Source organism: Kocuria sp. CH-021 (assembly GCF_049716185.1).
GTDB lineage: Bacteria > Actinomycetota > Actinomycetes > Actinomycetales > Micrococcaceae > Kocuria > Kocuria cellulosilytica.
Genome location: NZ_JBNAFK010000032.1, coordinates 1 through 22,417, shown reverse-complemented (window position 1 = coordinate 22,417; position 22,417 = coordinate 1). Strand labels below are relative to the sequence as shown.

Annotated in this window: 23 protein-coding genes; 15 read left to right on the top strand and 8 right to left on the bottom strand. The window is 74.5% G+C overall.

The features are described from left to right. Positions 1 to 159: 159 nt before the first annotated feature. The 3 genes from ACPYN7_RS17330 to ACPYN7_RS17320 all read right to left on the bottom strand — a co-directional run bounded on the left by ACPYN7_RS17330 (position 160) and on the right by ACPYN7_RS17320 (position 2,507). The gene (locus ACPYN7_RS17330; protein ID WP_058874662.1) at positions 160 to 591 is read right to left on the bottom strand and encodes an OsmC family peroxiredoxin; all 432 of its coding nucleotides are present in this window, start codon (positions 589 to 591) and stop codon (positions 160 to 162) included. Positions 592 to 738: 147 nt separating this feature from the next. Beyond that, positions 739 to 1,995, bottom strand: a complete 1,257-nt coding sequence (locus ACPYN7_RS17325) for a heparan-alpha-glucosaminide N-acetyltransferase domain-containing protein (protein ID WP_058874661.1) — start codon at positions 1,993 to 1,995, stop codon at positions 739 to 741. Positions 1,996 to 2,117: 122 nt separating this feature from the next. Then, positions 2,118 to 2,507 carry a hypothetical protein gene (locus tag ACPYN7_RS17320; RefSeq protein ID WP_058874660.1) on the bottom strand — a complete coding sequence of 130 codons (390 nt, stop codon included), beginning with the start codon at positions 2,505 to 2,507 and terminating at the stop codon, positions 2,118 to 2,120. 329 nt (positions 2,508 to 2,836) lie between these two features. Between ACPYN7_RS17320 and ACPYN7_RS17315 the strand changes: the two genes are divergently transcribed. The 5 genes from ACPYN7_RS17315 to ACPYN7_RS17295 all read left to right on the top strand — a co-directional run bounded on the left by ACPYN7_RS17315 (position 2,837) and on the right by ACPYN7_RS17295 (position 6,210). Next, the gene (locus ACPYN7_RS17315; RefSeq protein ID WP_231738408.1) at positions 2,837 to 3,976 is read left to right on the top strand and encodes a glutamate--cysteine ligase; all 1,140 of its coding nucleotides are present in this window, start codon (positions 2,837 to 2,839) and stop codon (positions 3,974 to 3,976) included. Next, entirely contained in the window at positions 3,973 to 4,764 is a 792-nt protein-coding gene (locus ACPYN7_RS17310; protein WP_058874658.1) for an alpha/beta fold hydrolase, read from the top strand. Before ACPYN7_RS17315 ends, ACPYN7_RS17310 begins: the two co-directional genes overlap by 4 nt. After that, on the top strand, positions 4,761 to 5,465 hold the full coding sequence (locus ACPYN7_RS17305; protein ID WP_058874657.1) for an esterase/lipase family protein: 705 nt from the start codon (positions 4,761 to 4,763) through the stop codon (positions 5,463 to 5,465). Before ACPYN7_RS17310 ends, ACPYN7_RS17305 begins: the two co-directional genes overlap by 4 nt. A 135-nt stretch (positions 5,466 to 5,600) precedes the next feature. Then, positions 5,601 to 5,885 carry a hypothetical protein gene (locus ACPYN7_RS17300; RefSeq protein WP_058874656.1) on the top strand — a complete coding sequence of 95 codons (285 nt, stop codon included), beginning with the start codon at positions 5,601 to 5,603 and terminating at the stop codon, positions 5,883 to 5,885. A gap of 130 nt (positions 5,886 to 6,015) precedes the next feature. After that, positions 6,016 to 6,210: a DUF2795 domain-containing protein gene (locus tag ACPYN7_RS17295; RefSeq protein WP_058874655.1), complete on the top strand. Its 195-nt coding sequence runs from the start codon at positions 6,016 to 6,018 to the stop codon at positions 6,208 to 6,210. Between the two features lie 136 nt (positions 6,211 to 6,346). Here ACPYN7_RS17295 and ACPYN7_RS17290 read toward each other — a convergent pair whose 3' ends face one another. Continuing rightward, complete coding sequence (locus tag ACPYN7_RS17290; RefSeq protein ID WP_058874654.1) at positions 6,347 to 6,886, bottom strand: DUF421 domain-containing protein; 540 nt, start codon at positions 6,884 to 6,886, stop codon at positions 6,347 to 6,349. A 39-nt stretch (positions 6,887 to 6,925) separates the two neighbouring features. Next, positions 6,926 to 8,176, bottom strand: a complete 1,251-nt coding sequence (locus ACPYN7_RS17285) for a cation:proton antiporter (RefSeq protein ID WP_058874653.1) — start codon at positions 8,174 to 8,176, stop codon at positions 6,926 to 6,928. Between the two features lie 153 nt (positions 8,177 to 8,329). Here ACPYN7_RS17285 and ACPYN7_RS17280 point away from each other — a divergent pair, with 153 nt between their 5' ends. Genes ACPYN7_RS17280 through ACPYN7_RS17265 form a run of 4 tightly spaced genes read left to right on the top strand, consistent with a single transcriptional unit; the run spans position 8,330 to position 13,676 of the window. After that, positions 8,330 to 9,205, top strand: a complete 876-nt coding sequence (locus tag ACPYN7_RS17280) for a potassium channel family protein (RefSeq protein ID WP_058874652.1) — start codon at positions 8,330 to 8,332, stop codon at positions 9,203 to 9,205. Between the two features lie 45 nt (positions 9,206 to 9,250). Then, on the top strand, positions 9,251 to 10,171 hold the full coding sequence (locus ACPYN7_RS17275) for an NADP-dependent oxidoreductase (RefSeq protein ID WP_058874651.1): 921 nt from the start codon (positions 9,251 to 9,253) through the stop codon (positions 10,169 to 10,171). A 56-nt stretch (positions 10,172 to 10,227) separates the two neighbouring features. Continuing rightward, a complete protein-coding gene (locus ACPYN7_RS17270; protein WP_424348478.1) occupies positions 10,228 to 11,991 on the top strand; it encodes a dynamin family protein in 1,764 nt (587 codons plus the stop codon). Then, positions 11,988 to 13,676, top strand: coding sequence for a GTPase (locus ACPYN7_RS17265; RefSeq protein WP_424348477.1), 1,689 nt, complete (start codon positions 11,988 to 11,990; stop codon positions 13,674 to 13,676). Before ACPYN7_RS17270 ends, ACPYN7_RS17265 begins: the two co-directional genes overlap by 4 nt. 89 nt (positions 13,677 to 13,765) lie before the next feature. Here the strand turns inward: ACPYN7_RS17265 and ACPYN7_RS17260 are convergent, their stop codons facing one another. Next, positions 13,766 to 14,578: an IclR family transcriptional regulator gene (locus ACPYN7_RS17260; protein WP_269433316.1), complete on the bottom strand. Its 813-nt coding sequence runs from the start codon at positions 14,576 to 14,578 to the stop codon at positions 13,766 to 13,768. Between the two features lie 114 nt (positions 14,579 to 14,692). Here ACPYN7_RS17260 and leuC point away from each other — a divergent pair, with 114 nt between their 5' ends. The 6 genes from leuC to ACPYN7_RS17230 all read left to right on the top strand — a co-directional run bounded on the left by leuC (position 14,693) and on the right by ACPYN7_RS17230 (position 21,297). Beyond that, positions 14,693 to 16,183, top strand: a complete 1,491-nt coding sequence (gene leuC, locus ACPYN7_RS17255; RefSeq protein ID WP_424348476.1) for a 3-isopropylmalate dehydratase large subunit — start codon at positions 14,693 to 14,695, stop codon at positions 16,181 to 16,183. 29 nt (positions 16,184 to 16,212) lie between these two features. Beyond that, positions 16,213 to 16,812, top strand: a complete 600-nt coding sequence (leuD, locus tag ACPYN7_RS17250) for a 3-isopropylmalate dehydratase small subunit (protein ID WP_058874648.1) — start codon at positions 16,213 to 16,215, stop codon at positions 16,810 to 16,812. 172 nt (positions 16,813 to 16,984) lie between these two features. Further along, positions 16,985 to 18,301, top strand: a complete 1,317-nt coding sequence (gene murA, locus ACPYN7_RS17245; protein WP_058874647.1) for a UDP-N-acetylglucosamine 1-carboxyvinyltransferase — start codon at positions 16,985 to 16,987, stop codon at positions 18,299 to 18,301. A 13-nt stretch (positions 18,302 to 18,314) separates the two neighbouring features. Next, the gene (locus tag ACPYN7_RS17240) at positions 18,315 to 19,064 is read left to right on the top strand and encodes a lysophospholipid acyltransferase family protein (RefSeq protein WP_058874646.1); all 750 of its coding nucleotides are present in this window, start codon (positions 18,315 to 18,317) and stop codon (positions 19,062 to 19,064) included. Beyond that, complete coding sequence (locus tag ACPYN7_RS17235) at positions 19,061 to 20,182, top strand: NAD(P)H-dependent glycerol-3-phosphate dehydrogenase (protein ID WP_058874645.1); 1,122 nt, start codon at positions 19,061 to 19,063, stop codon at positions 20,180 to 20,182. The genes ACPYN7_RS17240 and ACPYN7_RS17235 overlap by 4 nt, the downstream gene beginning before the upstream one ends. After that, positions 20,179 to 21,297, top strand: a complete 1,119-nt coding sequence (locus ACPYN7_RS17230) for a D-alanine--D-alanine ligase family protein (protein WP_058874644.1) — start codon at positions 20,179 to 20,181, stop codon at positions 21,295 to 21,297. Before ACPYN7_RS17235 ends, ACPYN7_RS17230 begins: the two co-directional genes overlap by 4 nt. 39 nt (positions 21,298 to 21,336) lie before the next feature. On the opposite strand, the gene ACPYN7_RS17225 is transcribed toward ACPYN7_RS17230, so the two are convergent. Together ACPYN7_RS17225 and ACPYN7_RS17220 are read right to left on the bottom strand one after the other, a co-directional pair. Further along, complete coding sequence (locus ACPYN7_RS17225) at positions 21,337 to 21,939, bottom strand: class F sortase (protein WP_058874643.1); 603 nt, start codon at positions 21,937 to 21,939, stop codon at positions 21,337 to 21,339. A 140-nt stretch (positions 21,940 to 22,079) separates the two neighbouring features. Then, positions 22,080 to 22,417 (bottom strand): hypothetical protein (locus ACPYN7_RS17220; protein ID WP_424348475.1); only part of this gene is annotated, 338 nt, incomplete at its 5' end.

Here is a 22,417-nt window from a genome sequence, read left to right as displayed (position 1 = left end):
GGGGGGCGGGCCCGGCCCGGGCCGCGGGGGGGGGCACCCGCGCGGCGCGCCCGCGCGGGCCCCCCCGCCCCGCCGCCGCGCCCCTGGTGGGGGGGGGCCCCCCCCGCGGCCCGGGGCGCCCCGCCGGCCCGGGTCCTGTCCCGGGCCGGCGGGACAGGATCAGGCCAGCGAGGCGTCCAGCGTGATGTCGACGGCCAGGGCCTGCGAGACCGGGCAGCCGGCCTTGGCCTCCTCGGCGATCCGGGCGAAGTCCTCCTGCGAGAGGTTCTCCACCTGTGCCTCGACGATCAGCTTGACCCCCTTGATGCCCTCGCCCGCCACGAAGGTGACCTCGGCCGAGGAGTCCAGGCGGGTGGGCGGGGTGTCGTTCTGGGCGAGCATGTTGGAGAACGCCATGGCGAAGCAGGTGGCGTGCGCGGAGGCCAGGAGCTCCTCGGGGCTCGTCCGGGGCCCGGCGCCGCTCTCCGCGCGCGTGTCCCAGTCCACGTCGAAGGGGCCCAGGCCCGAGCCGCTCAGCTGGGTGGTGCCCGAGCCGTTGAAGAGATCGCCGGTCCAGACGGTGCTGGCCTTGCTGACGACGGGTTTCGGCATAGTTCCTCCTGAGGTCCACGGCGGGCGGACGCTCCGACCGCCGGCGCCTGGCGGCGCTGCTGTCACGCTAGCGGATCCCGCACGGTCCGTGCCCGGCCGGGGCCGTGTTCCGGGGGCCGGCACGGGCGCGGCCGGCCGCGGTGCGCGCTACCCGAGGGGTTTCCGGGGGAGGTCCGGGCCGCGGGAGGTCCCGCGGTCGGCGACGGCACGGGTGGTCGCGTGCGCGGCCGCGGACACGACCCGCTCCAGCGGGCCCCTCCCGAACGCGTGCCGCCAGGCGAGCGCCACGAGGGCGGAGACGACGAGGCAGGCCACGAACCAGAGCAGGGGGCTGCTGTAGTGGACCTCGGTGGAGAGCAGGACCAGCTGGCCCGTGTACAGGGTCAGGGTCATCGTCCCCATGGCCGTGAGCGGCAGCAGCCACTTGCCGAACTCGCGCCCGGCGAGCAGGAGGGCGCCGAGCACGGCCGTGCTGACCCCCAGGCTCCAGGCCACCGAGAGGGGCGTGTTGGCGTGCGGGGCGGAGAGCACCTGCCACCACAGGGAGGAGGTCGGCAGCGGTCCGTCGCCGCCGAACACGATGATGTGGTCCAGGTCCGCCCGGGTCAGGGAGACGATGCTGTAGAGCAGGACGTTGTAGCCGTCCATGCCGTAGAGGAGCACCCAGGAGACGAGCTTGGCGAGGGCCGCGAGGCCGAGCCCCACGGCCAGCAGGCGGGCCTGGACGCGCAGGCCCTTGAGGTTGAGCCGGCCGAAGGCCAGCCCGGCCAGCAGGTACGACAGATAGGTCACCGCCGGGTAGGTGCCCGTCAGCGTCAGCTGCCAGAACAGCGCGGCCGGTTCGGTGACCAGGTGCGCGAAGGTCGGGTTCGCGGAGCTGTGCTCGGGCACCAGGTCGCCCAGCCAGTGGATCAGGAAGGGGCCCGCGAGCAGGAAGCCGCCCGCGCACAGCAGCAGGGTCCGCGGCCGCAGGCCGAGGAAGGGCAGCGCGAGCAGGAAGAAGAGCCCGTAGTGGACGAGGATGTTGACGGCCGGCGGGTCCGCCGGCATCAGGTAGTCCACCGTCAGGCCGACCACCATGATCAGCAGCGCGCGCACCGCGATCCCGGCACGGGCGGCGGTGAGGTCCCGGCCCCTGCGGGGCCGGCGCCCGCCGGTGGAGAAGGCGAGGCTGACGCCGGCGAGGAGGGCGAACAGCGCCGCGGAGTCCCCGGCGAACAGCAGCCAGGACAGCGTCGGGCGGTCGTTGTCCGGATAGGACTGGGGCAGGAAGTGAACGGCCGTCAGCCCGACGAGAGCCAGACCCCGTGCGGCGTCCACGGCGACCAGGCGCCCGGCCGATCGGCGGGGGTCGAGCCCGCCGGTGGCCTCCGCGGCCCGGTCTCTCGTGGGGTGGTCGTTCATGGGTCCCGCCGTCCTGCTCCTCATCCCCGGTCCCACGGTGGGCCGCTCTCAAGGATGTCGTGTGCACTGCCGCCAATCTTCGCATCCGCGCCGGTGGTCGCGGCAACGTTGCGCCGGGAGGCTCAGGAGGCGGCGGCGGCCGGGCCGGTCGGCGGCACGGGGAGCCCGGCGCAGCGGCGGTGCAGCACCTTGGCCCGCATCCGGCGCCGGGCGTCCAGGGCGGCCGTGGCCGGTTCGGGGGGCTCCACCTCGGGCACGAGGATCTCGACCGCCTCGCCGAGCTCGGCGTCGTGCTCGACGGTCCCCCGGAGCAGGTCCACCGTGGCGGGCTCGAGCTCGTGCACGCAGGTGAGGTCCACGCCGACCCGCGCCGCGGGCAGGGCGGTGCGCGCCCGCCGGAGGACGGGGTGGAGCGCCTGCTGGTTCGCCCGGGTCAGGGCGCCGGCCACATTGACCCGGACGTACCGGCCGTCGAGGTCCACCTCGACGAGGACGGAGATCTTGCGCTGCACGGAGTGGGCTCCTTCACGGCGCGGCGGTCCGCCGAACCGTCCGGTGGACAGTAAGCACGCTGTGCTCTTGGGTGCCGACAAACCGTAAGCCATCTGTCGTTCCGGTGGCAAGCGCGGCGGTCGGCAGCGCCGGGCGCGCGGTCCCGTCCGGTCCGCCGGCGGAGGCGCCCGCGGCCGTCGGAGCGGTGCGACCCCTCGCGGCCGCGGCAGCACCGGGCCGCCCGCCCGGTCCCCGGTGCTACGCTCCGAAGTGAGCCGGACCTTCCCGGCGACGACGGCGGGCCTCCCACCGTGCCCGTCCGCACCGCTCCAGCCCGTCCCGGATGGTGGTGATCACCGTTTCCCCGCACCCGTCCCCCGCAGGGCCCACCGGACCCACCCGCACCTTCGGCGTCGAGGAGGAGCTGCTCCTCGTGGACGCCCGGACCCTCGAGCCCGCGGCGGTGAGCCCCGGGGTGGTCCGCGACCACGGCGGGTCCCCGGCCCCGTCCGGGCACCGGATCTGCACCGAGCTCCAGCAGGAGCAGATCGAGGTCGCGTGCCCGCCGGTGACCGGTCTCGCGGACCAGCTCGCGGCCGTCCGCCGGGGCAGGGCGCTGCTGGACGCCGCCGCGCGCCGCGCCGGCGCCCGGGTCGTGGCCCTGGCCTCGCCGGTGTTCCCGGCTCGGCCGCACCTCGTGCCCCAACCCCGCTACGCCTGGCTGCGCGAGCGCTTCGGCCTGGTCGCGGCCGAGCAGCTGACCTGCGGACTGCACGTCCACGTGGGGGTCGCCGGCCCGGACGAGGGCGTGGCCGTGCTGGACCGGATCCGTGGCTGGCTCCCGGTGCTCCTGGCGCTCAGCGCGAACTCGCCCTTCTGGTACGGCCAGGACACCGGCTTCGCCAGCTACCGGTACCAGACGTGGACCCGCTGGCCCACGGCCGGGCCGGACGAGCTGCTGGGCACCGCCCAGGAGTACGACCGCCGGTGCGAGGCCCTGCTGCGCTCCGGAGTGGCCCTGGACCGCGGCATGCTCTACTTCGACGCCCGGCTCTCCGCCCGCTATCCCACCGTGGAGATCCGGGTCGCGGACGTGTGCCTCGAGGCCGAGCACGCCGCGGTGCTGGCGGCCCTGGTCCGCGCCCTGGTCGAGACGGCGGCCCGGCAGTGGCAGGCCGGTGCCGCGGCCCCTCGCATCGGCGTGGGGCAGCTGCGCGCGTGGTCCTGGCAGGCCGGCGCCGCCGGGGTCGAGGGTGCGCTGATCAGCCCGGGCTCCGGCGCGCCCGCGCCCGCCGCGGAGGTCGTGGCGCAGCTGCTCGACCTCGTGCGCCCCGTGCTCGCGCAGTGGGGCGAGGCCGGGCAGGTGGAGGCGGTGGTGGCCGGCATCCTGCGCGACGGCTCCGGGGCGCGGCGGCAGCGCGCGGCCTTCGCCGCCCGGCAGGACCCGCGCGACGTCGTGCGGGCGGCGCTCGAGGCGACCCACCGGTGAGGGCCCGGCGGCACCCCGCCCTCGAGCGGCGGCGTCTCGACGTCGGCGCCTGCACCGTGGTCGTGCGGGGGACCTTCCACCGGGGACTGCCCCCGGTGGTCCTCGTGCACGGCATCGGGATGTCGGGGGCGTACTTCCTGCGCCTGGCGGACGTGCTCGCGGCCACGCACGACGTCTACGCCTTCGACCTGCCGGGCTACGGGGCGGCGCCGCGCCCGGACCGGCCCCTCACGGTGCCCGAGCTCGGCCGCGTGGTCGCGGGAGCGGTCGGGGAGCTCGGGCTGCAGGCCCCCGTCGTCGTCGGCCACTCCATGGGGTGCCAGATCGTCGTGGACACCGTCAAGGACCATCCCGGTCTGTGCGCCGGCTACGTGCTGGTGGGTCCGACCGTGGACGACTCCGCCCGGACCCTGCTCCGGCAGGCGTGGCGGCTGCTGCGGGACAGCCTGCGCGAACCGCCGCGGACCAACGCCGTGGTCCTCCGCGAGTACCTGCGGATGGGCCCGCTGCGCTACCTGCGCACCGCCCGGCACATGCTCCGCGACCGGATCGAGCAGGACATCCGGGCCTGCACGCCGCCCGGCCTGGTCGTGCGCGGGGCCCGCGACCCCATCGCCCGGCGGGACTGGGCCCGCCGGCTGGCCCGGGCCGCTCCCGACGCCCGTCTCGTGGAGATCCCCGGTGCCCCGCACAACGTCCAGCACACCGGCCCGCGCGAGCTCGCCGCCGCCTGCGCCCCCTTCCTCGCCGCCTGCCGGCCCGGAGCCCGTCCCGGGAGCCCGTCGTGAGCCCGCGCCGGCCGGGCGGCGCGGGCGCCGATCTCGCGGCCTGGGCCCTGGACTACGTCTACGCGCTCCGCCGGCAGGCCGCCGGTCTCCTCGGCCGCTGGGACCCCGCCCACTACCGGGGTCCGGGAGCGCCCGGCAGGCCGCCCGTCGTGCTCATCCCCGGCATCTACGAGTCGTGGACCTTCATGCTCCCGGTCGCCGGGGTCCTGCGGGAGCACGGGCACGACGTCCACGTGGTCGAGGACCTGCGGTTCAACACCGGGACCATCGAGGAGATGGCGGCGCTGGTCGACGAGCACATCCGGCGGGAGGGACTCGAACGGTGCGTGCTGGTGGCGCACAGCAAGGGCGGGCTGATCGGCAAGCACCTGCTCGCCCACCACAACGCCCGCACCGTCATCCAGGGCCTCGTGGCCGTCAACACCCCCTTCTCCGGCTCGAAGCTCGCCCGTCTGCTGCCCCTCCCGGCCATCCGGGTGTTCCTGCCGCACTCACCGGAGCTCACGGCGCTGACCACCCGCCGGGAAATCAACCATCGGATCGTCTCCGTCTACGGCCTGTTCGACCCCCACATCCCGGGGGGCAGCCGGCTCGAGGGCGCGCGCAACGTCCAGCTGGGAACGCGCGGGCACTTCCTGCCGCTGAGCGACCCGCGCGTGCACCGGGCGATCGTGGAGGGGGTCAGCGGGCTCGCGCGCTGACCCGCCGGGGGAGCGGGCGCCGGGCGGGCCGGAACGGGTCCGGCCCGGCGTCGGAGCCGACTGCTACGCTTCCGCCACCGGGCGGCCCCGAGCAGGACACCGGGGCAGGCACGACGGACGACGTCGGAGGGACGGGTGGGGACCGTGGTCGGACTGGGACTGACGCCCTTCCAGGGCTGGGAGGTGATGTCCTGGGCCCTGCTGCTCGCCGCCGCGGCCTGGACCGCGGCGCGGGGCGTCCGGTGGATCGTGCGCCGCTACGGGCAGAACACCCGCTGGGGCCGCAGGGCGCGCACCCGGCTCGGCCTGCGCCGGGCCCGCGACGGCCTGCTGGAGCGCCATGCGGCCGGCGAGCTCACCGAGGACGAGTACCGGGAGCGGCTGCGGCTGCTCGAGCAGGAGGGCCGTTCCGGTCCGTGACCGCCCGGCGGCGGTCCCGGCGCACGGGCCCCGCAGGGGGCTGACGAACGGCAAGCAGGCTGACAGACTGGAGGCGTTCGGGTCCCGCTGCGTACGGCGGGACGAGACCAGGCGACGACAAGGAGCTCCCATGTCCGAGAAGCCCAACCCCATCGAGCTGCAGAAGCACCTCAGCGGCCTGGACTACCCGGTCGGCAAGGACGAGATCGTGCGGAGGGCCCAGGACTCCGGCGCGGACGACTCCGTCCTCGAGGCCCTGCGCGGCCTCCCGGACCGGCAGTACGAGAAGCCCACGCACGTGACCGAGGCCGTCTTCGGCGAGTAGGCCGCGCGGCCCGCGGCGTCGGGGGAGAGCGGCGCACCGGCACGCGCCTCCCCGCCGCGCCGGTCCGCGCCACGTCCCCGGTGGTCCCGCCGGGCGTGGCGGCGCGGGCCGTCACTGCCCGGATCGAGCGCCCCGGTCAGTCCGCGCGGTCGCCGTGCTCCAGGTCCTCGATCCCCCGGATGTCCTCGAGCGCGGATCCGTCCCCGTACTTGCTCGACGTGATCACGCTGAACGTGCCGTTGGTCTCGAGCACGACCGCCTCCACCTGGGAGAGGTCCCCGGTGCCCTGCATGCGGACGGCCTGGCGCAGCTCGGACTCGGTCAGCCGGTTGCGGTGGAGCGCCTCGTGCCGGATCCTTCCCCCGGCCAGCAGCAGCGCCGGCTCGGCGGTGAAGACGCCGCGCATGCGCGGCCAGCGCGCGGAGATCCAGGCCACCAGCAGCTGCAGGGCGGCGAGCAGCGCGAGGGCGGTGATCCCCTCGCTCCAGGAGACGTCCGTGCTGAGGAAGATCGTGGCGAGGGTCGAGCCGAGGGCGACCGTGACCACGAAGTCGAAGACGTTGAGCTGCCCGAGGGTGCGCTTGCCGGACAGCCGCAGGATCACCACGAGCGTCGTGTAGGAGGCGGCGCCCACGAGGAGGATGCGCAGGACGGCGGCCCAGGAGTCAAACCACATCACGACCACCTCCTGGGCCGGGGACGGTGCGGGACGGGGTCATGCGGAGGCCTCCTCCTTCTTCTCCTTGAGCTCCGGTTCGCGGCGCTGCAGCCAGGCGCTCAGCGGCGCCGAGGTGAGCCCGTGGACGACCACGGAGGCGGTGATGGCCAGGGTGGTGTAGACGAAGATCTCGTGGTGGCCGGTGTGGCGCTCGGCCAGGGTGGCGTAGAACAGCGCCGAGACGCCCACGGGGGCGAACCAGCTCAGGAACGCGGTCTCGGAGCGGTCGTGGACGTCCTTCAGCAGCGGCCGCAGCGCCCACAGGGTCACCAGGCGGCGCACCAGCACGGCGGCGGCCACGACCACGGGGGCGATCCAGCCGAGGGCGGCCCACTCGCCGAAGGGCAGGGCGATGCCCAGCAGCAGGAACACGGGCAGCAGGAACAGCCGTGCCACGGCGTCGTGCACCTTGTCCTCCTGGGCCTCCTCCCGCTGCGGGATGACCTGGCCGAACACGGCCACCCCGATGAAGACCACCAGGATCGCGTCGGTGCCCAGCAGCTTGCCGGTCCCCAGCAGCAGCAGGGCCAGCGGGACGATGAACGCCAGGTAGGAGCTCTCCTCCATCAGCCCGTGCTTTCGCACGAGGACGAAGAGCCTCCCCAGCAGGTACCCGGCCACCGCGCCGATGACGGCGCCGGCGAGGACCTCCCACAGCAGCACCTTCGTGAGCAGCTCGTGCCAGGCCCGGTCCGGTGCCGTCAGCAGCAGCACGGGCAGCATGACGAAGAGGTAGCCCAGCCCGTCGTTGATCCCGCTCTCGGCCGAGAGGTTGTGCCGGACCCGCTCGGTGACCTTCTCCTCGGCCATCGACCCGGTGACGATCGGAGTGGTGACCACCGGGTCGGTCGGGGTGATGATCGCCCCGATCAGCAGCGCGATCAGGAACGGGACGCCCAGCCCCCACCACAGCACGCCGGTGGCGACCACGAGCATCAGGGCCATGCCCGCCCCGATGATCACCACGATCCACCGGGCGTTCTCCCGCCAGTAGCCGTGCGGCAGGCGCAGGGCGACCCCGGCCAGCCCCACGGCCAGGGTGATCCGCGCGGCCTGCTCGAGCAGCGTGCCCTCGGGGACCCCGAAGTCCTCCATCCGCAGCAGGCCCAGGGCGTGCGGGCCGATCAGGGCCCCGAAGGCCAGGCACAGCAGGGGACCGGGCAGGCTGGCCCGCTGCAGCACGGTCGAGAACGACGCGAACACGAGGAGGGCACCGGCGAACAGCGCCAGCAGCAGATTGATGTCCACGTGGCTCCTTCCGCTGTCGCCCCGGACCGGGGACGGTGTCCGACTCCTACGGTAACCCTGCTGATGGTGTCCGGAGCAAGAGCGGTTCCGGGCACGGGCCACCGGGTAGGGTCGCCGGACAGGGGAACGAGCCAACGGGAACGGAGCGAGGACGTGGACGTGCTGCTGACGGTGACGGGGATCGCGATCGTCATGGTCGGGCTGTGGGACATCTACCACAGCCTGCTGCACCCGAGCGGCACGGGAGCCATCGGCGGGAGGGTGCAGGCGGGCGTCTGGTGGATCTCCCGCCGCACCGGGCACCGCTTCGGCTCCGCCGTGGGCCCGGGGTCGATGATCACGGTGGTGCTCGTGTGGGTGCTCCTGCAGGGGATCGGCTGGGCCCTGGTCTACCTGCCGCACGTGCCCGGCGGCTTCACGTACTCGCCCGGCGTGGACGCGGCCGACTACCCCGACTTCCTGGAGGCGCTCTACATCTCCCTGGTGACGCTGGCGACGCTGGGCTTCGGGGACGTCGTGGCCACCGACCCGTGGATCCGGCTGGCCTCCCCGCTGGAGGCGCTGGCCGGCTTCGCCCTGCTCACCGCGGCCCTGACGTGGTTCACCCAGATCTACCCGCCCCTGTCCCGCCGGCGGTCCCTGGCGCTCGAGCTGAAGTCCCTCGCCGAGGTGGGCTACGCGGACGTCCTCGCGGAGGAGGACCCGGTGACGGCGACCCGGGTGCTCGACGGACTGGCCGCGGAGGTGGCCAAGGCCCGGATCGACTTCACCCAGCACGGGGAGACGTACTACTTCCAGGAGGAGGACCCGGACCTCTCCCTGGCCCGGCACCTGTCCTACGCGCTCGAGCTGCGCGACCGCGCCGCCGCGTGCTCCGCACCGCGGGTGCGCACGAGCGCACGCCGCCTGGGCCTGGCCCTGGAGCAGCTCGGGCAGAAGCTGCGGGAGGACTTCCTCGGCACGGGGGAGTCTCCCGAGGAGGTCTTCGCCGCCTACGCCGAGGACCACGGGCGGGACTCCCGCCGCTGAGCCGGCGCGGGGAACAATCCTCCGCCGCTCCTGGTTGCGCCGGACATGAAGGCATTGACGTACGCCCGATACGGCGGCTCCGAAGTCCTCGAGCTCACCGACCTCCCCGAGCCCAAGGTGCCTCCGGGCTGGGTGCTCGTGAAGGTGCGCAGCGCCGCGATCAACCCCGTGGACTGGAAGATCATGTCCGGTGGTCTCGATCCGCTCATGGAGGTCCAGTTCCCTGTGGTGCCCGGATGGGACGTGTCCGGGGTCGTGGAGCGGGTCGGCATCGACGTGCCGGAGTGGGCCCCCGGTGACGAGGTGGTCTCCTACGCCCGCACGGACTGGGTGCACGGCGGGACGATGGCCGAGTACGTCGCCCTGCCCTCCCGCCTGCTGGCGCCGAAGCCCGCCTCCGTGGACTGGGACCGGGCGGCGTCCCTTCCGCTGGCCGGGCTCACGGCCTACCAGGTCCTCGGCCGCCTCGACGTCGCCGAGGCGGAGACCGTGCTCGTCCACAACGCTTCCGGCGGCGTGGGGGGCTGCGCCGTGCAGCTCGCCGTGGCCCGGGGCGCCCGGGTGATCGGCACGGCGTCGGAGGCCAACCACGACTACCTGCGCGGTCTCGGCGCGGAGCCCGTGGCCTACGGGGACGGGCTGCCCGAGCGGGTCCGGGAGCTGGCGCCCGAGGGCGTGGACGTGGTGGTCGACCTCGTGGGCGGGGTCGTCGAGCAGACGCTCGCCGTGCTCAAGGACGGCGGGCGGCACGCCTCCGTGGCCGACGACGCCGTCGAGGCCCACGGCGGGACGTGGATGTGGGTGCGCCCCTCCGCCGAGGACCTCACCGAGCTGGGCCGGCTGGTGGACCGGGGCGTGCTCCGGATCGAGCTCGCCCGCAGCGTGCCCCTGGCCGAGGCCGTGGAGGCCTACCGGCTCAGCCAGGAGGGCCACGTCCGGGGCAAGATCGCCGTCCGCATGCCGTGAGCGGCGGCGCCCGGCGCCCCGTAGGTGCACAGCAGGCTGACTGGCACAATGGCCCTGTGACCGACCAGACCGAGATCCTGAGCGCCCTCGAGGAGGCCCGGGCGCTGCTCGCGGCGTCCGACCTCCCGCTGTCCACGACGGACGTGCTGCACCGGCGCGAGGACATCGACCGCGCCGTCGCCCAGCTCGACGACTACGTCCTGCCCCGGGTGCGCTCCCTCGACGCGCCGCTGCTCGCGGTGGTCGGCGGCTCCACGGGCGCCGGCAAGTCGACCCTGGTCAACGCGCTCGTGGGCCACCCCGTGACCCGCTCCGGGGCCATCCGTCCCACCACCCGGCAGCCCATCCTGATCCACCACCCGCGCGACGCCGAGGCGTTCTCGACCCAGCGGGTGCTCCCGCACCTGAGCCGGATCCACGCGCAGAAGGTCACCCCCGCGGGCTCGACCGCCGCGGACACCGCCTCCCCGTCCGCGCTGCCCGGCACCGCGGACGGACAGGCGCTCGTGCTGCTGGCCGAGCCGCGCATCCCCGAGGGGGTCGCCCTGCTCGACGCCCCCGACGTCGACTCGATCTCCGACGAGAACCGCCGGCTCGCGGGGCAGCTGCTCGCGGCCGCCGACCTGTGGCTGTTCGTGACCACCGCGAACCGCTACGCCGACGCGGTGCCGTGGCGGCTGCTCGTCGAGGCCGCCCAGCGGGACATCACGGTGGCCGTGGTCCTCGATCGGGTCCCGCACGGCCTCGAGGCCGAGATCGAGGAGGACCTCCGCAGGATGCTGGCGGAGCAGGGCCTCGGGAACGCCCCCGTCTTCACGGTCCCGGAGTCGCCCCTCAACGAGACCGGCATGCTCCCGCCGCACGTCGTCGCCCCCGTCGCGGACTTCCTCGCCGAGCTGGGGCGCAGCGCGGCCTCCCGCTCGGAGATCGCCCGCCGGACCCTCGGCGGCGCGGTGCGCTCCATCGCGGAGCGCACCGGTGCGGCCGGGACCGCGGTGCTCTCCCAGCAGCGCGTGGCGGCGCAGCTGCGCAACGACGTGGACCGCGCCTTCGACGAGGCGCTGGCCGCCGTCGTGGAGTCGACCCGCGACGGGACCCTGCTGCGGGGGGAGGTGCTCGCCCGGTGGCAGGACTTCGTGGGCACCGGGGAGTTCTTCCGTGGCCTCGAGGCCGGGATCGGGCGGATGCGGGACCGGATCACGGCCTTCTTCAGCGGGAGGCCGGCGCCCGAGGTCGAGGTCGAGGAGGCCATCGAGACCGGGCTGCAGACCGTGATCGTGGAGGAGGCCGCGCGCGCCTCGGAGACCGCGGAGCGCCGCTGGCAGGACGAGCCCGCCGGCCGGGTGCTCCTCGGCGGGTCCGACCTCGGCTCGCTGCCGCCGGACTTCCGCGAGCGGACCGCCGAGCAGGTGCGCGCGTGGCAGGGCGACCTCATGGCGCTGATCCAGCGCGAGGGTGCGGACAAGCGGACCAAGGCGCGGGCGATGTCCCTGGGCGTCAACGCCCTGACCGTGATCCTGATGATCGGCGTGTTCTCCATGACCGGCGGGCTCACCGGGCTGGAGGTCGGGATCGCCGGCGGCTCCGGCGTGGTCGGCACCAAGCTGCTCGAGGCGGTCTTCGGGGAGGACGCCGTGCGGCGGATGGCCGAGGACGCCCGCAAGAACCTCGAGTCCCGGATCTCCACGCTGATGGACGAGCAGGCGTCCGTGTTCCTGCGGCGCCTCGACGTCCTGGACGGGCACCCGGAGGCCGACGAGCTGGCCGCCGCGGCCGAGCGCATCCGCAGCGCGGGACGGTCGCTGGGGGAGGGCCGGTGAGCCCCGCCCGGCAGGCGGCCCCCACCCTCTCCGAGCGGCTCACGGCGCTCGCGCGCGCCACGGACCTGGCCTCCGGACGGCTCGACGAGGAGGCCGTGGCGGCGTCCCGCACCGTCCTGGACCGTGCCGCCGAGCGGCGCTCCCTGTCCGCCGACCACACCGTGGTGGGCTTCTTCGGGGCGACCGGGTCCGGGAAGTCCACCCTGTTCAACGCCGTCGTGGGACGGGACATCGCCCGGGCCGCGGCCCGCCGCCCCACCACCGCGGAGCCGCTGGCCGCCGTCTGGGGGGAGCAGGGCAGCGAGGCCCTGCTGGACTGGCTCGACGTCTCCCAGCGCCACCACGTCGACACGCCCCTGCCCGCGGCGCACGGGGACACCGGCCGGTGGACCCGGGTCAAGGAGCGGTTCACGGGCGGGTCCGCCGCGGAGGGGCCCGGCGGGCTGATCCTCCTCGACCTGCCGGACTTCGACTCCGTGAGCCTGCACCACCGCACCATCGTGCAGCGCCTGGTCGGGATGGTGGACGTCGTGGTGTGGGTCGTGGACCCGCAGAAGTACGCCGACGCGGTCATCCACCAGGACTTCATCGCGCCGCTGGCCCGCCACGGGGCCGTGACCATGGTGGTGATGAACCAGGTGGACCGGCTGCCGGCGGCGGAGGTCCCGGCCGTGATGGCCTCCCTCGAGGAGCTCGTGGCCCAGGACGGGCTGCCCACCACGGGCCTGTCCAAGCCGGTGGCCGTCTCCGCGGTGACGGGAGAGGGCGTCGGGGCCCTGCGCGCCCGGATCCGTGCGGTGGCCGACTCCAAGGCCGCCGCCGGCGCCCGGCTCGACGCCGACGTCGACGACGCCGCCGCGCGGCTCGCCGAGGCCTCCGGGGAGGGGGAGCCGGCCGGGATCACCGAGCCGGCGCAGGAGCGGCTCACGGACGGCCTGGCGCAGGCCGCCAACGTGCCCGGCATCGCCCGGGCCGCCGGGAGGTCCTACGCCCTGCACGCCGCCGGGCACACCGGGTGGATCGCCACCCGGTGGCTGCTGAGGTTCCGCAAGGACCCGATGCGGCGGCTGAACCTCGACCGGGGCGGGACCGTGAACCCGGAGGTCAACCGCACGTCCCTGCCCCCCATGGGCGCCGCCCAGCGGGCGGCGGCCGACTCCGCCGTGCGCACCTTCGCCCACGACGCCGCGGACGGGGCCGCGGAGCCGTGGACCCGGTCGGTCCGCCAGGCCGCCCGCACCCACGAGCAGAAGCTCCCGGACGCGATCGACCAGGCCGTCGCCCGCACCGACTTCCGGGCCGGGCGGAACTCCTGGTGGTGGATCGTCTTCGACGTTATCCAGTGGCTCGCGATGCTCGCGGTGGTGGCGGGCCTGGTCTGGCTGCTGGGGCTGTTCCTGCTGGAGTGGTTCCAGATCCCGGTCCCGCCGCCCCCCTCCGTCGAGGGCTTTCCGCTGCCCGTCCCCACGCTGCTCGTCCTCGCCGGGGTGGTGCTCGGGATCTTCACGGCCCTGACCGGCCGGATCCTCGCGGGCTTCGGCGCCCGGATGCGGGAGCGCTCGGTGCGGCGCCGGCTGCGCGCGTCGGTGGCCGAGGCCGGCCGCCGCACCGTCGTGGATCCCGTGCGGGCGGAGCTCGACGCCTTCGCCGCCTTCCGGCAGGCCCTCGCCGTCCTGCGCCGCTGAGCTCCTGCGCTGTGCAGGTCCTGTGCCGGGGGATCCAGCGCCGCTGAGCACGGCAGGGGACCGCCCCGCCGCGCGGGCGGCGGGGCCGGCTACGGGGCGGTGGCCCGGACGGCCTCCGTGAGCCGGCGCGCGGCCTGCACCACGACCTCGGCGTGCAGCCGCCCCGGCTGGCGGGTGAGCCGTTCGATCGGCCCCGAGATCGAGACCGCGGCGATCACCCGGCCCGAGGGCCCGCGCACCGGCGCCGAGACGGAGGCGATGCCCGGCTCCCGCTCGCCCAGCGACTGGGCCCAGCCCCGGCGGCGCACCCCGGCCAGCACGGTCGCGGAGAACCGCGCGTGCCGCAGGCCCTCGAGCAGCCGGTCGTGGTCCTCCCACGCGACGAGCACCTGCGCGGCGGAACCGGCCTTCATGGACAGCTGCGTGCCCACGGGGATCGTGTCCCGCAGCCCGATGGGCCGTTCGGCCGAGGCCACGCACACGCGCCAGTCGCCCTGCCGGCGGAAGATCTGGGCGGACTCCCCGGTGGCGTCCCGCAGGTTCACCAGGACGGGGCCGGCGGCGGCGATCAGGCGGTCCTCGCCGGCCGCGGAGGCCAGCTCCACGAGCCGGGAGCCGAGCACGAACCGGCCCTGGACGTCCCGGCCCACGAACCGGTGGTGGGCCAGCGCCACGGCCAGCCGGTGCACGGTGGGGCGGGCGAGCCCCGTGGCGCTCACCAGCTGCGCGAGGGTCGCCGGCCCCGCCTCGAGCGCGTCGAGGATCATCGCGGCCTTGTCGACCACCCCCACCCCGCTGGGCGCGGTGGTCGCGGCCAGCGCCAGCGCCTCGCCGGTGCCGTGCCCGCCGAGCGGCGTGCCGAGCGGGGCGCCGGACGGGTCCATGTGTCCAGATGTGTCCATGCACTGATACTGCCGTCTCAGAATGTGAGAAGCAAGCCGCAGGGCTGGCCCACCGCCGCGCGGGCGCCGACCATGGAGGAAACACGTTGCACAGGCAGCACGGAAGGATCCGCCATGCCGGACTACCAGTCCTCGACCCCCACCACGGTCTCCGCCACGCCCTCCGGGGCCCCGGGCGGTCGCACCCTCGCCGAGAAGGTCTGGGCGGACCACCTCGTGCGCAAGGGCGAGGACGGCCGGCCGGACCTGCTCTACATCGACCTCCACCTGCTGCACGAGGTCACCTCGCCGCAGGCCTTCGAGGGGCTGCGGCTGGCGGGACGCCCGCTGCGCCGCCCCGATCTGACGATCGCCACGGAGGACCACAACACGCCCACGCAGGACATCTTCTCCCGCATCGCCGACGACACCTCCCGCAAGCAGATCGAGACGCTGCGCGCCAACTGCGCCGAGTTCGGGGTGCGCCTGCACCCGCTCGGGGACGCCGAGCAGGGCATCGTGCACGTGGTGGGCCCCCAGCTGGGCCTCACGCAGCCCGGCATGACCGTGGTCTGCGGCGACTCCCACACCTCCACCCACGGCGCGTTCGGCGCGCTCGCCTTCGGCATCGGCACCTCCGAGGTCGAGCACGTCATGGCCACCCAGACGCTGCCCCTGGCCCCGTTCCGGACCATGGCCGTCAACGTCGAGGGCACGCTGCGCCCGGGCGTCTCCGCCAAGGACATCATCCTGGCCGTGATCGCGAAGATCGGCACCGGCGGCGGACAGGGCTACGTCCTGGAGTACCGGGGCTCGGCCATCCGGGCGCTGTCCATGGAGGCCCGGATGACCATCTGCAACATGTCGATCGAGGCGGGGGCCCGGGCCGGCATGATCGCCCCGGACGAGACGACCTTCGACTACGTCAAGGGCCGCCCCCACGCCCCGGAGGGCGCCGAGTGGGACGCGGCGGTCGAGTACTGGCGGACCCTGCGCACCGACGAGGACGCCGTCTACGACGCCGAGGTGTTCCTGGACGCGGACGAGCTGGAGCCGTTCGTCACCTGGGGCACCAACCCCGGCCAGGGCGTCCCCCTGTCCCAGTCGGTGCCCGATCCCGAGGACATCGGGGACGAGAACGACAAGGCCAACGCCCGCCGGGCCCTGGAGTACATGGGCCTGGCCGCCGGCACCCCGATGAAGGAGATTCCGGTGGACACCGTCTTCCTGGGCTCCTGCACCAACTCCCGGATCGAGGACCTGCGGGCCGCGGCGGAGATCGTCAAGGGCCGCACCAAGGCCGAGAACGTCCGGATGATGGTGGTGCCCGGCTCCGCCAAGGTGCGGCTGCAGGCGGAGGCCGAGGGCCTGGACCGGGTGTTCATGGAGTTCGGCGCCGACTGGCGCTTCGCGGGCTGCTCGATGTGCCTGGGCATGAACCCGGACCAGCTCGCCCCCGGCGAGCGGTGCGCCTCGACGTCGAACCGCAACTTCGAGGGCCGGCAGGGCAAGGGCGGGCGCACCCACCTCGTCTCGCCCGTGGTGGCCGCGGCCACCGCGGTGCGCGGCACGCTGTCCTCCCCGTCCGACCTCGACGCCCCCGGCGACGTCGCCGCCGCGGCCTGACCGCCGCCCGAACCCAGGAAGGCCCTGCCATGGAGAAGTTCACCACCCACCGGGGAGTCGGCGTCCCGCTGCGCCAGTCCAACGTGGACACCGACCAGATCATCCCGGCCGTCTACCTCAAGCGGATCACCAAGACCGGGTTCGAGGACGCCCTGTTCGCCGCCTGGCGGAAGAACGAGGACTTCGTGCTCAACCGGGAGCCCTACCGCCACGGCTCCGTGCTGGTGGCCGGGCCCGACTTCGGCACCGGCTCCTCGCGCGAGCACGCGGTGTGGGCCCTGCGCGACTACGGCTTCCAGGCCGTGATCTCCTCCCGGTTCGCGGACATCTTCCGCGGCAACTCGGGCAAGCAGGGCCTGCTGGCCGCGCAGGTGGACCAGGCCGACGTCGAGCTGCTGTGGAAGCTGATCGAGGAGCACCCCGGCACCGAGATCGAGGTCGACCTCGAGTCCCGGACCGTGACCTGCGACACGGTCACCGTCCCGTTCTCCATCGACGACTACACGCGCTGGCGCCTCATGGAGGGCCTGGACGACATCGGCCTGACCCTCCAGCGCGAGGACGACATCGTCGCGTTCGAGGCCGGGCGCCCCGCGTTCAAGCCGACCACGCTGCCCGCCCGCACCTGAGCGCGCCACGCCCGGCACGGCCCGGCGGAGCCCACCGGGCCCCGCCGGGCCGTCGTGCTGTCCCGGACACGCACGACGGCGGCCCTGGTGCGAGGGCCCGCGCCGGGGAACCTACACTGTACGGGTGCCGCTCCCGCTCGGGGGTGGCCCGGCAACAGCAGATCGGAAGGTCATGAGCAGCGCACTGCACATCACGGGCGGCGTCCCCCTGTCCGGGCAGGTCACCGTGCGAGGTGCCAAGAACCTCGTCCCCAAGGCCATGGTGGCCGCCCTCCTGGGCTCCACGCCGTCCGTCCTGGCGAACGTGCCCGAGATCAAGGACGTCCAGGTCGTCACCAACCTGCTGGCGCTGCACGGGGTCGACGTGGCGCGCGAGGACGGCCGGCTGTCCCTGGACCCGTGCAACGTCACCACGGCGCGGCACGCGGACATCGACGCCCACGCCGGGGACTCCCGGATCCCGATCCTGCTGTGCGGGCCCCTGCTGCACGCCATCGGTGAGGCGTTCATCCCCGACCTCGGCGGGTGCAAGATCGGCGACCGGCCCATCAACTACCACCTCGACGTGCTGCGCCACTTCGGCGCCCGGGTCGAGAAGCTGGAGTCCGGGATCCGGATGAGCGCGCCGCACGGGCTGCACGGCGCCAAGGTCGAGCTGCCCTATCCCTCGGTCGGCGCGACCGAGCAGGTCCTGCTCACCGCCACCCGGGCCGACGGCCACACCGAGCTCCGCGGCGCGGCCACCGAGCCCGAGATCATGGACCTCATCGCGATCCTGCAGAAGATGGGCGCGATCATCACGGTCCAGACCGACCGGGTGATCCGCATCGAGGGCGTCCCCGAGCTCACCGGCTACCGGCACCGGGCCATGCCCGACCGGATCGAGGCGGCGTCCTGGGGCTCCGCGGCGCTCGCCACCGGCGGCGACATCTTCGTGGCCGGCGCCCGGCAGTCCGACATGATGACCTTCCTCAACACCTTCCGCAAGATCGGCGGCGGCCTCGACATCACGGAGGACGGCATCCGCTTCTACCACCCCGGCGGGGACCTCAACCCGCTCATCGTGGAGACCGACGTGCACCCCGGGTTCATGACCGACTGGCAGCAGCCGCTGGTGGTCGCCCTGACCCAGGCCTCGGGCGTGTCCATCGTGCACGAGACCGTGTACGAGAACCGCTTCGGCTTCACCGCCGCCCTCAACCGGATGGGGGCCACGATCCAGCTGCACCGCGAGTGCCTGGGCTCCGTGCCCTGCCGCTTCGGGCAGCGCAACTTCGTGCACTCGGCCGTGATCTCCGGGGCCACCCCGCTGCAGGCCTCGGAGATCAACATCCCCGACCTGCGCGGCGGCTTCTCGCACCTCATCGCCGCGATGGCCGCCGAGGGCACCTCCCACGTCACGGGCGTGGAGCTCATCGAGCGCGGCTACGAGCACTTCACGCACAAGCTGGCGGGGCTCGGGGCGTCCTTCGAGCTCGACGGCGAGTGAGCCGGGCCCGCCGATGAGCCGCACCTCGAAGCGCAGCCTGTTCCGCGTGCTCGCGGGCGTCGTGAAACCGGCCTACGGGCTGGTGGCCCGGCTGAGCTGGACGGGGGAGGAGCACCTGCCCGCCGAGGGCGGGTTTATCGTGGTGCCCAACCACCTCACCGAGCTCGACCCCCTGACGGTCGCCATCACGCTCTACGACAACGGGATCATGCCCCGCTTCCTGGCGAAGGAGTCGCTGTTCCGCGCCCCCGTGGTCGGGGCGGTGCTCCGGGCCACGGGCCAGGTCCCCGTGCTGCGGGGCACGGCCGACGCCGCCGCGGCGCTCACGGCCGCCCGCGCCGAGCTGGCCTCCGGCGGCGCCGTGGTGATCTACCCCGAGGGGACCCTCACCCGCGACCCCGGCCGCTGGCCGATGACCGGGCACACGGGCGCAGCACGGCTCGCCCTCGCCACCGGGGCCCCCGTGGTCCCGGTGGCGCACTGGGGGGACCAGGAGGTCCTCGACCTCGACCGCTCCACCGGCCGGCGCAGGATCAGCATCTTCCCCCGGAAGGACGTGCGCGTGCGGATCGGGCCGCCCGTGGACCTCACGCCGTGGCGGGACGACGTCCCCGAGCTGACCCAGCCGGTGGGCCGCCACGCGGCACGGCTCGAGGAGGCCACCGACGCCGTCATGCGCGCCGTCACCCGGGAGCTCGCCCAGCTGCGGGGGACGGACGCACCGGCCGCGCTCTGGGACCGCCGCCGGGGAGGCCGCCTGTGACGCAGCCCGACCCTGCCACGCCGCGCCCCCGCGGACTGCCCGCCGCCGGGCCGCGGCGGATCGCCGTCCTCGGCGCCGGGTCGTGGGGCACGACCTTCGCCAAGATCCTCGCCGACAGCGCCCGGGAGGCCGCGCACGACCGCCACGAGCCGCCCGGGCGGACCGTGGTGCTGTGGGGGCGCAGCGCCGCCGCGATGGGCCACGCCGCGCGCACCCGCGTCAACGACCGCTACGTCCCCGGCATCCGGCTGCCCGGGCGCCTGGAGATCACCGCCGACCTCCCCGCGGCCGTGCGCGGGGCGGACCTCGTGGTGCTCGCGGTGCCCGCCCAGTCCCTGCGGGCCCAGCTGGCCGCCGCGGCCGGGCACCTCGAGCCGGACGCCGTGGTGCTGTCCCTGGCCAAGGGGCTCGAGCGGGACACGGGCCTGCGGATGAGCGAGGTGGTCGCCGAGGAGCTGGGCCGGGCCACCGGCCTGGGCGCCGAGCACTGGCGGGCGCGCACGTGCGTGCTCTCCGGGCCCAACCTGGCCATGGAGATCGCGGAGGAGCAGCCCACGGCCTCCGTCGTGGCGGCCCCCACCACGGAGCTGGCCAGCTGGGTGGCGCACGCCTGCCGGACCCGCTACTTCCGCCCCTACACGAACACGGACGTGGTGGGCACCGAGATCGGCGGCGTCGTGAAGAACGTCATCGCCCTCGGCGTGGGCATCGCCGACGGCCGCCACTTCGGGGAGAACTCCAAGGCCTCCATCATCACCCGCGGGCTGGCCGAGACCACCCGGCTCGCGCTGGCCCTGGGCGGACGGCTGGAGACCCTCTCCGGGCTCGCCGGCCTGGGGGACCTCGTGGCCACCTGCTCCTCGCCGCTGTCCCGCAACCGCACCGCGGGGCGGCTCCTCGGCCTGGGCCTGACGCCCGAGGAGGTGCAGGAGGAGATGACCCAGACCGCCGAGGGCATCAAGTCCGCCCCCGCCGTGCTCGCCCTCGCCCGCCGCCACGGCGTCGACATGCCCATCACCGACGCCGTCGTGGCCATCCTCCGCGAGGAGATCACCATCGACGACGTAGCTCAGCTGCTGCTGGGCCGAGAGATCAAATCCGAAGGGACCGCCCCATGACCCCCCGCCCCTGCGTCGCCGTGCTGTTCGGCGGGCGCTCCAGCGAGCACTCCATCTCCCTCATCACGGCCCGCGGCGTCCTGCGCGCCATCGACCGCGAGAAGTGGGACGTGGTGACCGTCGGCATCGCCACCTCCGGGGAGTGGTTCCTCTGCCCGCAGGAGCAGCTCGAGGCCCTGCTCGATGCGGACCCGATCGCCGAGCTGCCCGTGGGCGACGAGCTCGTGAGCCTGCCGCTGAAGGTCGGGGAGAGCGAGCTCATCGTCCGTCAGGACGGTCCCGGCGGGCAGACCGTGAGCCGGGACCGGCACATCGACGTGGTCCTGCCCCTGCTGCACGGGCCCTTCGGCGAGGACGGCACCCTGCAGGGCCTGCTCGAGCTCGCCGACCTGCGCTACGTGGGCTGCGGGGTCACGGCCTCCGCGGTGGGGATGGACAAGCACTTCATGAAGCTCGCCTTCGAGGCGGCGGGCCTGGAGGTGGGCCCCTACACGGTGGTGACCGACCGGCAGTGGGCCGTGGACCCCGACGGCGTGCGCGAGCGCATCGCGCAGCTGGGCTTCCCCGTGTTCGTCAAGCCGGCCCGCGCCGGGTCCTCCTTCGGCATCACCAAGGTGGACCGTGCCGAGGAGCTCGACGCGGCGATCGCCGCCGCCCGCGAGCACGACCGCAAGCTGGTGGTCGAGGCGGGGATCGTGGGGCGGGAGATCGAGTGCGCCGTGCTCGAGGGCCGCGGCAACGCGGCCGCCCGGACCTCCATGCCGGGCGAGATCGAGATCGTCGACGAGCACGCGTTCTACGACTTCGAGGCCAAGTACGTCTCGCAGGCCTCCGCGCGGCTCAGCTGCCCGGCGGATCTGCCGGAGGAGGCGATCGAGACGATCCGCCGCCGCGCCGTCACCGCCTTCGAGGCGCTGGACGGGGAGGGCCTGTGCCGCGCCGACTTCTTCTACACCCCGGACGGCCGTGTGGTCATCAACGAGATCAACACGATGCCCGGGTTCACGCCGATCTCGATGTACCCGCGGATGTGGGCCGCCTCGGGGCTCGACTACGCCGAGCTCATCGACGAGCTCCTGGGCCTCGCCCTGGAGCGGCCGGTGGGGCTGCGCTGAGCCCCGCCGCCGCACGGCGCGGGCAGCGGCGTCCACGCCTCACGGTGCCGGCGACGCGGTGACGACGACGTTCTTGCCGACCGCGTCCTGGGTGTAGCAGCTGATCAGGACGATGCGGTTGGGGACGACCCGCCAGATCTCGCTGTCCTTCAGCGTGTCCTTCTCGTAGGTGGTCACCGAGTCCACGACGTAGTCGAGGGTCCCGTCCACGGTCTCGACCTCGAGCTCCTTCCCGACGAGCGCCGGGTCGCTCAGCTTGTTGAAGGGCAGCTCGACCTTCTCGAAGCTGTGCCCGGCGATGTACGTGGTGTTCGCCGACCCCTCGCCGGGCATTCCGTACGGGGTGAGCCGGTAGCCGTTGTAGGTCTGCGGCGGCACGAGCGAGCCGTCCGAGAGGTCCTCGTCCGTCGGGTCGTAGGGGAGCACGTCCGCGTCGAAGCCGACGGCGTCGATGCTCAGGCGCAGCGGGGACGCCGCGGCCGGCACGTGCCCCAGGAAGGTCTGGGCGAGGAACCACTGGTTCATCAGCGCCACCCACAGCACGGCGGCGCACAGCGTCACCACTGCCGCCCGGCGGGCCCGCGGGTCCTTCTCCCGCACCGGGACCGGAGGCGGCGGCGCCGCCGCGGTGCTGGTGGCCATCCTGTTCTGTCCTGTCGTCTCGTGTGCTGTCGCTGTCGCTGTCGGTGTCGCGGGCCGGGCCGGGCCGGGGGTGCCGGCGGCCGGGCGGGGTGCGTGCCGTGCCGGCGCCGCCCCGCGGGCGCCGCCGGCACGGCACGCGCTCAGGCGCCGCTGCGCCCGAGCCGCCGTGCCCGGTACGCGAGCGCACCGGGAAGGGCCACCGCGGCCGCGAGCAGCGCGGTGAGCAGGCCGGCACCGGCCGACTGCTCCAGCGGTGCCGCGGTGAGGCGGGTGTCCACGTTGAGGCCCGGGTTCGCGGCCACGGCCTCCTGGGGCGCGAGCTCCGGGAGGGCGGCCGGCTCGACCGCCGCTGCTGCCGGTGCGGCGGGCGCCGCGTCGGGCAGCGCCGGTGCCGCCGGTGGCGCGTCGGCGAGGACCGGTCCCGGCGCGGGCGCCGCGGGCGCCGCCGGCGGCAGGGGCGGGGACGGAGCGAGCTGGG